At 44.7% G+C, this 13,890-nt stretch carries 8 protein-coding genes; 2 read left to right on the plus strand and 6 right to left on the minus strand.

The features are described from left to right. Positions 1–101 precede the first annotated feature (101 nt). The 3 genes from QZW82_RS11090 to QZW82_RS11100 form a co-directional block, all read right to left on the minus strand. On the minus strand, positions 102–524 hold the full coding sequence (locus QZW82_RS11090) for a GNAT family N-acetyltransferase (protein WP_293147967.1): 423 nt from the start codon (positions 522–524) through the stop codon (positions 102–104). Beyond that, positions 524–811 carry a DUF1778 domain-containing protein gene (locus QZW82_RS11095; protein WP_293147969.1) on the minus strand — a complete coding sequence of 96 codons (288 nt, stop codon included), beginning with the start codon at positions 809–811 and terminating at the stop codon, positions 524–526. Before QZW82_RS11095 ends, QZW82_RS11090 begins: the two co-directional genes overlap by 1 nt. A gap of 232 nt (positions 812–1,043) precedes the next feature. Next, positions 1,044–3,839: a DNA methyltransferase gene (locus QZW82_RS11100; protein ID WP_293147970.1), complete on the minus strand. Its 2,796-nt coding sequence runs from the start codon at positions 3,837–3,839 to the stop codon at positions 1,044–1,046. Between the two features lie 370 nt (positions 3,840–4,209). On the opposite strand from QZW82_RS11100, the gene QZW82_RS11105 reads away from it, so the two are divergent. Together QZW82_RS11105 and QZW82_RS11110 are read left to right on the plus strand one after the other, a co-directional pair. Then, on the plus strand, positions 4,210–5,196 hold the full coding sequence (locus QZW82_RS11105) for a hypothetical protein (protein WP_293147972.1): 987 nt from the start codon (positions 4,210–4,212) through the stop codon (positions 5,194–5,196). A 966-nt stretch (positions 5,197–6,162) separates the two neighbouring features. Then, positions 6,163–9,201 (plus strand): hybrid sensor histidine kinase/response regulator, encoded by a 3,039-nt coding sequence (locus tag QZW82_RS11110; protein ID WP_293147974.1) that lies wholly within the window; start codon positions 6,163–6,165, stop codon positions 9,199–9,201. A gap of 727 nt (positions 9,202–9,928) precedes the next feature. On the opposite strand, the gene QZW82_RS11115 is transcribed toward QZW82_RS11110, so the two are convergent. The 3 genes from QZW82_RS11115 to cobU form a co-directional block, all read right to left on the minus strand. After that, complete coding sequence (locus tag QZW82_RS11115) at positions 9,929–11,998, minus strand: AarF/ABC1/UbiB kinase family protein (protein ID WP_293148149.1); 2,070 nt, start codon at positions 11,996–11,998, stop codon at positions 9,929–9,931. Between the two features lie 309 nt (positions 11,999–12,307). Further along, positions 12,308–12,730 carry a hypothetical protein gene (locus tag QZW82_RS11120; RefSeq protein ID WP_293147976.1) on the minus strand — a complete coding sequence of 141 codons (423 nt, stop codon included), beginning with the start codon at positions 12,728–12,730 and terminating at the stop codon, positions 12,308–12,310. A gap of 279 nt (positions 12,731–13,009) precedes the next feature. After that, a complete protein-coding gene (gene cobU / locus QZW82_RS11125) occupies positions 13,010–13,558 on the minus strand; it encodes a bifunctional adenosylcobinamide kinase/adenosylcobinamide-phosphate guanylyltransferase (protein ID WP_293147978.1) in 549 nt (182 codons plus the stop codon). Between the last annotated feature and the right edge of the window lie 332 nt (positions 13,559–13,890).

A 13,890-nucleotide genomic window follows, 5' to 3' on the forward strand; every position in this document is an offset into this window, starting at 1 on the left:
GCAGTAGTATATTGCAGGGTGACTTGTCTCGTGAAATAATATGAAGCGTCATGTCTCCTATTTTATAACACTTTTTTTACTCTGCTTACTTTTTTTCTCGGCTACCCCGAATTATTGAGCGGATACAAAGCATCTACAATCACAGCAAGAGATGCAACTTGCTGACTCGCATCTAAAGACTTTTTTAGGGCATCGATTAATAATAGTTCACCAAACCCTCTCCCTTTTTGGTTATTATCAACTGCAAGACGACCTAGTAGTGTTGCAGGTAATGCTGGGTAAGGGGGTAATCTTTTGGCAAGTTTTTCTTCTAAAGCTGTGACATTGACAGTGTACGAGGAGAGCGTATAGTAACCTAAAACATTCTTCTCAGGCTCATCAACTAAAACAAAGACGGTGGAGACTCGCTTTTTGAGATCCTGAGATGCTTGCTTGCACAGGTAGCTATCCAAACTTTCTTCTCCACAGCAAAAGCGCGAACGGATATGGGTTCGGCTATCGAGAAGGTCGATCGTGAGAACCATTAAATTGACATTGTTTGTTTATACCGTAAAGCCGCCGATTTTAAGGCTCGATTGGGCTTCGGAGGATTGAGAATTGCTTCAACAAAAGCGTTACTATCTTTAAGGCTGAGCGTCAGGGTTTGGTGCTGCTCGATCGCCCTACGAGCTTCTGCTAGCACAGCGGCAATCACAAAGTCTGTAAGGGTTCTTCCTTCCAAGTCAGCAGCTTTTTGCACGAGAGCCTTGGCTTCTTGACCGATCCGAAGTTCTAGCCGCGCCGGCGATTTTGAATCACTTGCATTAGTCATGGCGTTAGAGCCGTAAAATAAGGTATTAAATTAATGATATACGGCAATTTGCCGTATGTCAATTAAGGCTCTCACGAATGAATCGTAAATTTTTAACCCCACCCCTGCCCTTACTAAGGGGAGAGAGTAAGAATTTTACAAACCATTTGCGATCTTTATATCATAATATTCATCAAGCAATCGATTTCGCATTTCGTGATTTTATTCATAGGAATTTCGATCGCGCTTTTCATCATTTACCTCCTTTACGTTTCGCAGACTTTTTTGGGAGCGGTTGCTGACTGGTCATTTTTGTATACAATTCAAACAGTTTTTCCAATCGTTCTGTATCGTTTTTGAAGCGGCGGCCGATGTAGATTCGTTCCAGGATTTCGTCATTGCGATCGTGCGCTTCCCTAACCAATGGGAATTCGGTATCCAGCCGATCGCGATCGTACATATCTGCGATCGTGGCGGGGAAATAGTTCTCCCGTGCTAGCAGGATGTCTTCGGCGCTGCGGGTGAGATCGGCTTTATTGCGATCGGTGAGCGTAGGGACGGGGAAGGTGTTCCAGCCGAGGGTGTTGGAGTAGCGATATCGAGTTTCTAGCTTGCCGCAGACGGTGGCGATCCAGACTAGGTGGATGCGTGAGGCGATGAGTGCCATGTTCCAGAGTGGGGCATCGTAGAGAGCAAAGCAAAGGTTGCTGACTGTAGACCAAGCATCAATTAACCCGACTGGAAGATAATCCCGATTTTCGGACGAAACGGAGGGCATCGAGACTGTCTGCTTTGTTCCGATGTTCATTTCACGCATTTGGTGAGCACGCGCAGCCATCTTGTTTGTGCCTGCATCTTTGCTTGCAAGGCGCATCGACCGAACGCAGTCAATTCGTCTTCTAATTAATTCAATAGCTAGCGCGTGCTGTAGCCGATCTCCTGCTATCCAAAGACAATATCGGACAAGGCCACGAATGAACTCGGCAGACCCATAAATACGACGAACCAATATCTGCTTATCTTGATGTGTAAGCGTCAGTTCCCTAAGTTCTTCTGCTGACAGAAGAAGATTGCCACCATCGACTGGCATATTTCCAAAAGACATTTCGTGTAAACCAGCGATACTATCTTGCTGACTCGTTACAACAATATTCTCTCCTACGGTCAAGTAGGGTGTAATGTTGCCAGCCTCTCTTCCTTCTGTTTCACCATTGCGACCTGTATCAAAAAGGTAGCGTTTCTTTTCTTTCGATTGAGAAAGACAAATTATTGAGACAGTTACACCAGCATTATGACTAGCAAGATTTGCCCATTTAAATGACGTATATGCAAAGCGGATGAGCGAGCCTGTTTCAAAGATTGTAGGCCATAGTATTGGAACGATACGCCCTTGACATATTGAATTTGTACTCACAAATGCGGCTTCTGCCACAGTGTGCTGAGCATATTCGGCTGCCTTCATAAACCAGCCACCAACATAGTCAATCTGCTTAGATGAAACCTTATATTGCTTAAAAACAAGGGCAAGATCTGATTTCTGCTCTTTTGTCTGTGTTTGACTTCCTTTGTATGGTGGATTCCCACAGATATAAGTCTCTCCTCCCTGATTCTCAAAATCAATCTCCGCCACTTCCCCCATCTCACCAAACAAATCCAAATCCTCCCGCTGCACCTTCACCCCCGTTTCCTTCGATGGGAAGAGACTCAACCAATCCAACCGCAACGCATTCCCACAAGTAACCCAATTATCATCCTTCAGCGGCAAAAACTCCGCCAGCGCCAACTTTGGCCCCCGATACAACACATCACATTGATACTCCGCAATAATCAACGCCAACCGCGCAATCTCACAGGAAAAATGGCGCAATTCAATTCCCCGAAAATTCGTCAGCGGAATCTCAGATTTGCGATCCGGTTCCCCCCGCAGACGATTAATTTCCCACTCAATCTCGCGCATCTTCTTATACGCAATCACCAAAAAATTCCCCGAACCACAAGCCGGATCGAACACCCGAATTCGCCCTATTCTTTGCCGCAAATTCAACAACTTTCGGGCATTATCTCCTGCCGCTTCTAACTGCGATCGCAAATCATCCAAAAACAGCGGATTAAGCACTTTGAGGATATTCGGCACACTGGTATAGTGCATCCCCAAAGCACCGCGCTCCTCATCATCCGCCACCGCCTGAATCATCGAGCCGAAAATATCGGGATTAATCTTTGTCCAATCCAGATTACCAACATGAAGTAAATAAGAACGCGCAATCTTACTAAAACGCGGCACCTCTACCCCACCCGAAAACAGCCCTCCATTCACATAGGGAAACCGATCTGCCCAACTCCGAATCTGTGCAACTTCTCGCTCTTTCAGCGGCAGACACATCGCCCGAAACAACTCCGACAACACCTCATGGGTATTCGACGAATCACTCATTTGCTGGACTGTTTTCGCAAACAAACCTTCACTGTGGAAAATATTCGTATCCTCCGCAAAGAAACAGAAAATCAGTCGCGCCATGAAGTGATTGAGCGCTTCCCGATTCTCCGATTTATCCCACTCCGGGTTCTCCTTCAACAGCTCCACATAAAGGCGATTCAGACGCGCCGTAGCCTTGATATCAAAGGCATTCTCCCGGATTTGCCTAACCGTCGTAATCCCCGCCAACGGCAGAAAAAAACCAAAATGATCGTGAAAATCGTGGTAATCGCAAGCGACTGTCTCCCCATCAGCCAAATTCTCCGCCTCAAAACTTTTGCCATCGGTAGCAAGGATAAACTTAGCCTTATGTCTAGCAGTCGCCGCACTTTCCCGCAAAGCAGTGAGGGTATTTGTCACCTCACCTTCGGAGCAAACCTTCAAATGAATATTGTTATGCTGAAGTACGCCACCGACATCCGATTTGTTTGAACCACCGCTTTTGCTTTTGAGCTTCTTGATGGTAGTTGACTTGTTACCAAAAGCTTCGAGGAAAGCAAAGGGAAACTCTTCCGAGTCAAAGGGCGATTCAGCAAGCCGGGAAACGGCTTCTTCGATTTCGACTGCATTCATAGTTGTAGTTGTAGGGTGCGTCAGTTGCGACATTACGAATCACCACCAAAAGTATAATTCTGACGCACCTTGAGTTTAAACCGAAAACGATCGTAGCTGACACATCCTACTAATAACTTTTTGTGGAACGGGCATCTTGCCCGTTTCGGAAAAATGTAAAATATTGTTACAAATCACTGGAAACCAGGAACTAAATCTAGATTACCACTGACTATAATTGGTGATCGTAAGGAAATCCCAAAATTCCATGCAGAAACTAACTCGAATTTTATTCACTACAGCCTTAACCCTAAGTATTCTGTGCTCCCCCACAGCCGCTTTCGCCAAAGCAAAAATTCAGATAGCCATCCTTTTAGATTCTAGTAATAGCATGGATGGACTGATCGACCAGACTCGCAATCAACTTTGGCAAATTGTGAATTTTTTATCTAAGGTCAGAAAAGATGGCGAAGTTCCAGATTTAGAAGTTGCTCTCTATCATTATGGCAATGATAGTTTACCATCTTCGGAAGGTTTTGTCAGATTATTAACTGGATTTACTCCTGAATTAGATTTGGTGTCCGAAAAGCTATTTAGTATCAAAACTAACGGCGGTCAAGAATATGCTGGCTGGGTAATTCGATCGGCAATGCAAGAATTAAACTGGAGTAAAGATCCGGCAGATTTTCGCGTGATTTTTATCGCTGGCAATGAACCATTCGATCAAGGCCCTATAGTTTGGACTCAATCTGTCAATCTGGCTGTTAAAGGAGATACTCTTGTTAATACTATCTACTGTGGTTCAGCGGAAAGTCAGGAACGACAACTTTGGGCATCTGGAGCTATTTTGGCAAAAGGTAGTAACTTCAACATCAATCAAAATCAAGTAATTGTGGTAATTAAGTCGCCTTATGATGAGGAAATTTCTAGTTGGAATACTAAATTAAATGAAACTTATATTCCCTATGGCAGACAAGGAAGAATCGGACAACAACGTCAAGCTACTGAAGATAGTAATGCTGGCGCAAATATTGCAATGCGTGGTGCCTCCAAAGCTTCTGAATACTATAGTAATTATTCTTGGGATTTACTCGACGCTCTTGAAACTGGAAAAGTGAAACTAGAGGAAATATCAGATGAGAGCTTACCGGAAATCATGCGAGGTATGACATTAACTGAAAAAAGAACATATGTAGCTGGCAAGAAAACCGAAAGAGAAAGGATTAAAAAAACGATCCGCGAGTTATCTCAAAAGCGTACCGAATATGTCGAACGCCAACGCAAAGCCAGTACAGACAAAGGTGAAAATACTGTCGATAGTGTCATAATTCAAAGTCTGCGCCAACAATTAGCTGCTAAGGGATTTAAGCTTCAGTAATTCTTTGAGTTTTATCCGCCCTTGGGTGCAATTGAGGATATTTATTCAGTTTGTCTGCCTTGCCGATAGTTTCTATGTGAGTGTTCAATCTTTAAATACAAAGGTAATATCAATTCCGCTTGTATCGGAATGATTTACCGCTCTTGACACAGAGAATGCAGAGGGACAGAGGAGAAAGATGAATAATTATGATGCTAACGAAATTAATATATAGCGGCTCCATCGAAATAACGGGTACGTTGTTGGGCTTTAGCCCTCTTATTTGAGTGTTATATAAGCTGTATGTCATGCCCGATCTTTTTGAGAAAAACTACAATATCAATCAAGTTAAATTAATAGTAATACCAATTAAAAAAATAAATGCAACAATATTGGTAGGCGCGGCTCCATTTATGCTAGGCAAGAAAAAACGAAAAACCTAGCAAGCGACGCAAAGCGTGCGACAATATTTGAATAAACCAACTCAACGAAGAGCGTTGAAGCAAGGATTTTTGAAATTAATATTAATTGAGCCGTATTGGGGTTTAATTTCTCACCCTTTGAAAAGAAGAGGTGCATTGCTCGCTCGATTATCGCTCTTTATTGAGTCTTGTCTGTGGTGGCACACCTACCACTAAAACCTTTGAAAAGAAGAGGTGCGTCGCTATGAGATAGTCGCTCTTTCTTGAGTATTTTCTATGGCGACACACCCTACAACTACAACTACCTATCAACAATTTATGAATCGCCGCACCCGATCGACAAAAAAGTATAACAACACACACTTTTTTGCCAAGATGGTATAAAATCGAGGAGATCGTTGAAATAATTGACCACAAGCGTAGTAAGTTCTATTTAGACAAAGAAAATAATTTAGCAAAATCTAGCAATGTTTGATATCAGAAAATCGCTGCTATTAGTTTCTGTAAGTCAATAAAAAAGCGATCGCTCTTACAAAGTCTTGGAATTCTATAATCAGCAAAGACAATGACAAATATTTCAGGTTTAGGCGACTACTCAAGGCATAAAAATCAGTCAAAAGAACAATTGCGATTGACGGTTGTTTTGCTTTGTTTGCTGGTCTTAGGGTATTTGGGTAACTATTTCAGTATTCCAATTATTCTCTACACAGATTGGCTCTTTGGCAGTGTTTTTGTCATGTTGGTTATGAGATTGTATGGATTAGGCTGGGGAACGCTCGCTGCGGTAATTGCCAATTTCCGTACAATTTTAATTTGGTATCATCCCTACGCTTTTATTCTTTGGACAGTGGAGGCAATCTTTGTCGGATTGGGACTGCGCCGAAGTAAAAATTTATTATTAATTGATGTTATTTTCTGGGCAACGATTGGATTTCCATTGCTTTGGTTTCTTTATGTGGTTTGTGGGAAAGTTTCTCCTCAATCTGTTCTGTTGATTTCCTTCAGAAATCCAGTCAACCAAATCTGTAATGCTTTGATTGCTAGTCTGATTCTGACTCACACTCCTATTGCTAAGTGGCTCCGCGTCAATACTCTCAAAACTCAGGATTTTGAACAAACTCTTCTAAATTTGCTGGTAGCTTTTGTCTTGCTACCGGCATTGGTGTTAACTATTTGGAACTGTCAGGATGCTACTAATGTTCAACAAAAAAATCTTCTAGGCCAGCTAGAAAACAGCAGACAAGCTGTGAGTACGGATTTACAGGAGTGGCACCAGAAAAGTCTGGAGAACCTACAAAAACTGGCATCTAATGTTCAGGATAGCAATCTCTTGGACGCTTCACAGATGCAGGAAAAAATTCAAATAGCCCGATCGACTCTTTCAGGGTTCAGCAATCTCTACATTACAGACACCAACGGGCAAATTCTGAATTCCACTACTGTCCAAAATACCGATCGCAATTCAGTCACAAAACTCGATAGTTTGCCATTGCAGGCTTTACTGACAGCCAAGCAGCCGGTGCTCTCCGATCTCGTTACGGTGTCGAACTCGCCGACGATCGCCCAAACAGTACCCATTTTCCGGGATAACAACCTGGTAGGTCAAGTTTTTGCAGAAGTTGACACCAACAAATTAAAACAATTTTTGCTCGCCAGTCAAGCCGGATCGACTCGGATGGTGAGTTTGCTCGATCGCGAAAATCGCGTTATTTCCAGCACTCGCGAGGATCTAAAGGAAGCACAACCCTTTGATAAAAATGGGAATGGTGAAATTAATCCGTTGAATCAAAACACCAATATTTGGATACCCATCCTCCCCAACACGCCTAAGGTTATGCGGTGGAGAAAGTCATTTTACGTGAATAAAACTGCTGTTGGCGGTGATTTTTCTTGGATAATTGCGATCGAACAACCCAGCGCTTCCCATTTAGCAGTGTTCGATAGAATTTATACCAAAAGCTTCGCGATTCTCATGGCGATCGCACTTCTCGCCCCGCTTCTGGCAAAATCTATTAGTCGCAGTCTAGTCAAACCCTTGCTGCAACTTGCCAATATTACCAACAATTTGCCCGATAAACTTACAGAACAACAATCGCTGCAAATTCCCAACAGTTCCATCAGCGAAATAAACACCCTGTCCAATAACTTCCAACTGATGGCTATAGCCCTGCAAGATAAGTTTCAGGAAATTCAACAAGCCAACGTCGATATTCAACAAGCCAAAGAAACAGCCGAATTTGCCAATCAAGCCAAAAGCGAATTCTTAGCCAACATGAGTCACGAATTGCGGACACCCCTCAACGGGATTCTGGGCTACACCCAAATCCTGCAACGCAGCGAACCCCTCACCCCGAAAGCAAGCAACGGCATCAACATCATCTACCAGTGCGGCTCTCACTTGCTCACCCTGATTAACGATATATTGGATCTTTCCAAAATCGAAGCCCGAAAACTCGAACTGAATCCCGCACCTTTGCACCTACCTTCCTTCCTGCAAAGTGTCGTCGAAATCCACCGCATCCGTGCCGAAGAAAAAGGGATTTACTTTGAATTTAAAGCGGAAAAAGGCTTGCCTGTGGGAGTTTTTGCAGATCAAAAACGCCTCCGTCAAGTTTTGATTAACCTACTGGGAAATGCGATTAAATTTACCGATCGCGGCGGTGTCACCTTCAAAGTTGAATCTGTTGGCAAAAAGATTCGCTTTCACATTCAAGATACCGGAGTTGGCATGACCCCGCAAGAAATCGAGAAAATTTTCCTGCCCTTTGAACAAGTTGGTGATACCAAAAAGCAAGCTGAAGGCACAGGTTTAGGACTCGCAATTAGCCACAAAATTGTTTCGATCATGGGCGGTGAAATTAGCGTCGGCAGTATCTCGGGTGAAGGCAGCACCTTCTCCTTTGAAGTAGAACTCCCCGTCGCCGACAATTGGGCATCCGTTGCGAAAGTATCTCACCAACGGGCGATCGCTGGATATCAAGGTAAAAAACACAAAATTCTCGTTATTGATGACTCTTGGGAAAATCGCTCGGTTCTACTCAATCTTTTAGAACCGATCGGTTTTGAGATCGTTGAAGCCAGCAACGGACTCGAAGGAATTGAACAAACTCTCAAGACTTCACCAGATTTAATTATTACCGATTTAAGTATGCCTGTGATGGATGGGTATGAGTTTTTGCGGAAGCTACAGACTTATCCCCAACTCAAAGAAACCATCGTTATCGTCTCTTCTGCGAGCGTATTTGAAAGCGATCGCCACAAGAGTCTGGAAGCTGGTGGAAGTGACTTTTTGCCCAAACCCGTAGAAGCTGATACCTTACTGGAACTAATGCAAAAACATCTGCAATTGGATTGGATTTGCGACACCAATAACAATCCAAACCAGAATGCTGATGTTGCAACAGAGTCAATTAAGCCACCTGCAACCGAAATTTTAAACGAACTATTTGAGTTAGCACAAAACGGAGAACTTGACGGCATTATCGAAATTGCAGAACAACTTCAAGATGAGAACCGGGCTGCCTTTGCCAGAGAACTGATTCGTCTTGCCGAAGCTTGCGAAGTCCGACAACTGCAAGCATTTATCCAACAATATTTCAGTTAAAATCTAAATACAAAAAAGGTACGTTGTTGGGCTTGGGCCCTCTTTCCTAATCTTATCAATAGTACGATAGAAAAAAAAGGTACGTTGTTGGGCTTTAGCCCTCTTTCTGATATCCGGAAAGAGCGCTGAAGCGCAACTACGTACCTTGGCTGGACTTTCATAACACAAAAAAGGTACGTTGTTGGGCTTTAGCCCTCTTTCTGATATCCGGAAAGAGCGCTGAAGCGCAACTACGTACCTTGGCTGGACTTTCATAACACAAAAAAGGTACGTTGTTGGGCTTTAGCCCTCTTTCTGATATCCGGAAAGAGCGCTGAAGCGCAACTACGTACCTTGGCTGGACTTTCATAACACAAAAAAGGTACGTTGTTGGGCTTTAGCCCTCTTTCTGATATCCGGAAAGAGCGGTGAAGCGCAACTACGTACCTTGGCTGGACTTTCATAACACAAAAAAGGTACGTTGTTGGGCTTTAGCCCTCTTTCTGGTATCCGGAAAGAGCGCTGAAGCGCAACTACGTACCTTGGCTGGACTTTCATAACACAAAAAAGGTACGTTGTTGGGCTTTAGCCCTCTTTCTGAGATCCGGAAAGAGCGCCCAAGCGCAACAACGTACCTTGGCTGGACTTTCATAACACAAAAAAGGTACGTTGTTGGGCTTTAGCCCTCTTTCTGGTATCCGGAAAGAGCGCTGAAGCGCAACTACGTACCTTTTTTTATCTGATCTAACTACTTCGCCGCCGGCAAAGACAACTGAGGCGAAGTCTGAGAATAGCTGCCATTTTCAGGAATAGCTGCTGGTTTCTCGGAAAGTAAAAACTCGCGAATTAACCTAGCAACTGCTCTTTGAGCTAAGCCGCCGACGACTTGCTGGCCCATATTCTGCACTTCTGGTTTCACCAACAACTGTGGCAGTAGTTGCAATACTTTCATGCCGTCAAAACCCGGAGTTGATTGCAAAATATCCCAAATCCGCTTGATGTGTTCTAAGTTATTTTGTTCGGTTTGTGAAACTACAGGTAGGCTTGCTTTGACTCCAAACCATTCGCCGACAACTGCTTTGGCGTTAGCAACAGCATTGCTCGAAAGTGTGTCGAGACTTTTCACCAATTCAGCAACAATGCGATCGCGAATATAATCTCCTCTTTGCGAAAATAAATACTCTAACGCTTGGTTGAGGATTTTGCTGACATCGTAATCGTCGCTTTCGCGGGCATTGTTCAGCAAGTTTTCTAAGCGATTCCAGCGGAATTCGCCTTGTTTGAACAATAAATCTTGCAGGGAGGCTCTCAATTCCGGTGCGGGGTCGCTCAACAGCCGTTTTGCTACGTAAGGATAAGCTTTACTCAGCACTTTGAATTCTGGATCGACATTAATGGCAATCCCTTCTAGCGTAACGAGCGATCGAATAATCAAAGCATAGTAAGCTGGAACTCGGAAAGGATACTCGTACATCACCGCCGAAAGTTCGTCAGTAATGCTTTTGAAATTGAGTTCCGCAACGCTAGCACCCAAAGCATTGTTAAATACCCCAGCCAAAGCCGGAATAATTGGCGTCAAATCGGTGTCTGGCGTTAAAAATTCCAACTTTACGTAATCTCTGGCCAAACCTTCAAAGTCGCGGTTTACCAAATGCACCACAGCTTCCAACAAGCCGTACCGCTGATAAGGTTTGACTTCGCTCATCATCCCGAAATCGAGATAAGCCAACTGACCGTCAGGAGTTGCCAAAAGATTGCCGGGGTGCGGGTCAGCGTGAAAGAAACCGTGTTCTAGAAGCTGTCTGAGAGAGCACTGCACCCCCACTTCAATTAAGTAAGGAGCGTCGATTCCTTGAGCCTTGACGGCTTCTAAATTAGTGAGTTTGATGCCGGTAATCCACTCCATGGTCAAGACGCGGCGGCGGGTATATTCCCAGTAGATTTTGGGAACGTAAATATCCTTCAGATTCCCGTAGAGTTCGGCAAAGCGTTCGGCATTTTGTCCTTCGTGGGTGTAGTCCATTTCTTCGTAAATGCGCTCGCCCAACTCGTCCATAATTCCGGCGAGGTCACTGCGAATTATTTTGAAGTTGTTTTGCGCCCAAACTGCGACGCGCCGCAGGATGTAAATATCTAAGCCGATGTTTTCGGCTAAACCGGGTCGCTGCACTTTGATGGCGACGGTTTCGCCGGTTTTGAGTTTGCCTTTATAGACTTGTCCGAGGGATGCTGCTGCGATCGGATCTGCGGTAATTTCGGCGTAAATATCCTTGGGGTGTGCGCCCAATTCTTCTTGTATAAATTGATATGCTACTTCGTTGGGAAACGCTGGCAATTGGTCTTGCAGCGTGGTTAATTCTTCTAAATATGCTGGCGGTACTAAGTCAGGGCGAGTTGAGAGTGCTTGTCCGATTTTGATGAAAGCTGGGCCGAGTTGGCTGAGAATTTCTCGCAGGCGGGCGGCGCGGCGCTTTTCGTTGGCTGCGGTGCGGCCTCTCTTTTTGTCCCACCACAAACTGAAGGCAAAGCTAAAAAATGTCCAAACCACGCTCGACAGCCTTCTCCAGACTTGCAGGGGGCGATTGCGGTACTCGGCTGCGATCGCAACTGGATCGTAGCGCACAGCTTCTCCGGCCAACTCATAGGCGATATCTTTGGCTGATTTGAGCGGTTGGGGATTTGCTGTAGCTGTGTCTAGTTCTACTTGTACTGCTTGCAGGGGAACTGTTTTTACCTCTTTGAGATTGTCTGGTGCAGCGTGAGTCCCTGAATTTGAGTAAGTTACTGGGGAGGCTGGCGATACCGTCTTGACATCCATAAACTCAGACCTAGTGTGAAGCATTGTAAAGACATTGTAACAATTTGTGGCCTTCTCGCCACTATTGTGAGATAGAGAAAACCGAATTGGTTAGTCAGTTGGCAGTTGGTTCGTAGTGCGGACTTCAGTCCGCAGAATTAGAGCGGACTGAAGTCCGCACTACGAACCTTAGTCATTGGTCATTGGTCGAAGACTTATGGGCTAGGACTAAAGAAACCGGGTTTTTTAGTGGAATATCTGGCGAAAAACCCCATTTCTTGCCACCCTCTCCCCCTCTCCCCCTCTCCCATTCTCCCCCTCTCCCCCTCTTCACTCTCCACCGGTTCTGAGGAGTCGATCGCGAATGCTTGAAAGTTGCGATTTGGTGCTGACGGGCGATCGAGGTTGGGGCATTTCGGTATCGGGCCAGTTGGGTAAGTCGTAACAAGGACAGCACTCTGGTGGCATTCCGGTTTGTTGGAACACTACGGGCATGGCACAGCGCGCGCAGGGACTGATTTCCCATGCTGGTGTCAGCAGTTCGGCAATTGTTTCGTTGGTGCCTTGCAGGTGACAGTCTCCGCTGTCGGGGGAGATGATTTTTTGCCAGCATTCTTCAAATTCGCTGCTGTAGCGATCGCCCGCAATTACCGATTTTGGTAGCAGCGCTTCGGAACCGTTGCGAATAAATACTTTTTTGCCTAACTGAAACCAGTAAGCAATATATTTTCTGACTTCACTTTCTGATGCCATAGCTTTTACTCAATCCTGCAATTCATTGGTAATTTTAGACTTTAAACTTTAAATTCGATCTCTATCTCAAGAGACATTTGATATTTGACATTCTTTCAAAAGCCGACTATTTTCGGTGTCAAATTTTTGTGCTGGTTGCTGGGCGCGAGTATTTTTTTGGAGTGATTGATGTGATTTTTGAGTTTTCGAGCTTAATTGTAATTATAGCTGATTTTTAGTTGAAATTGTCTGCGGGCAAACGGAGCTTTTTGCTCGAAAAGTCGATCGCGCTTCCGTCTGTTAATTCTTGGCGGGGGGTAGCGGCGTACCCAAAGCCGACAGGTTCAAGGCGTAACCTCCGGTGGCGAGATAAACAGTATCGGCGATCGCCCCGATGTGACGGACGAGAGTGCCGAGGCGATCGCGAAACAGCCGCCCCGCCGGATAAGCAGGCACAACACCCCATCCTGTTTCCTCTCCTACAAAAACTACATCCGCCGCAGTTGACTTCAAACTCGCTAGCAAATCTTGCTGTGCAGCAGTCCAAAGTGTGGCTTCTTGTTCTAAAAGATTCGCCGTCCAAGTTCCGAGGGAATCAATTAACAAGCAATCCGAGGGTTTACCAGTGCGGATAACTGTCGGTAAGTCGATCGGCACTTCTAGGGTTTTCCAATGAACCGGGCGGCGATTTCGGTGTTGTTCGAGGCGGCCGAGCCACTCCAAATCTGTTTCATTAACCATGCCAGTAGCCACATAGATTACTTGTTTTCCCGAAGCCGCGGCCAGAGTTTCGGCCCATTCACTTTTACCACTTCGAGCCGGCCCAGTTACTAAGATTATTTTAGTCATTGGTTATTGGTTATTTGTTATTGGTTATTTGTTATTTGCGGTTCCCTGAGCGTAGTCGAAGGGTCGAAGGGTTATTGGTTACTGGTTACTGGTTATTGGTTACTGGTTACTGGTTACTGGTTACTGGTTACTGGTTACTGGTTATTGGTTATTGGTTACTGGTTATTGGTTGCTGGTTATTGGTTGCTGGTTATTTGTTTGATTACCAATGATTTTTAGGCGATAATAGCATTGATAGGACAATATCAGAATAACTACATCAAATTTCCCAACATAGCCGTTTTCCAGCAAGTGAGTTACGCCCTTACCAATTTGCAGAGAGAAGAAAAGAA

This window comes from Microcoleus sp. bin48.metabat.b7b8b9.023 (assembly GCF_013299185.1).
Taxonomy (GTDB): domain Bacteria; phylum Cyanobacteriota; class Cyanobacteriia; order Cyanobacteriales; family Microcoleaceae; genus Microcoleus.

Bases quoted from the DNA above. Each gene is read 5' to 3' on its own strand.
- QZW82_RS11090 (WP_293147967.1), bottom strand. From the start codon at position 524: ATGGTTCTCACGATCGACCTTCTCGATAGCCGAACCCATATCCGTTCG.
- QZW82_RS11095 (WP_293147969.1), bottom strand. From the start codon at position 811: ATGACTAATGCAAGTGATTCAAAATCGCCGGCGCGGCTAGAACTTCGG.
- QZW82_RS11100 (WP_293147970.1), bottom strand. From the start codon at position 3,839: ATGAATGCAGTCGAAATCGAAGAAGCCGTTTCCCGGCTTGCTGAATCG.
- QZW82_RS11105 (WP_293147972.1), top strand. From the start codon at position 4,210: ATGGATGGACTGATCGACCAGACTCGCAATCAACTTTGGCAAATTGTG.
- QZW82_RS11110 (WP_293147974.1), top strand. From the start codon at position 6,163: ATGACAAATATTTCAGGTTTAGGCGACTACTCAAGGCATAAAAATCAG.
- QZW82_RS11115 (WP_293148149.1), bottom strand. From the start codon at position 11,998: ATGGATGTCAAGACGGTATCGCCAGCCTCCCCAGTAACTTACTCAAAT.
- QZW82_RS11120 (WP_293147976.1), bottom strand. From the start codon at position 12,730: ATGGCATCAGAAAGTGAAGTCAGAAAATATATTGCTTACTGGTTTCAG.
- cobU (WP_293147978.1), bottom strand. From the start codon at position 13,558: ATGACTAAAATAATCTTAGTAACTGGGCCGGCTCGAAGTGGTAAAAGT.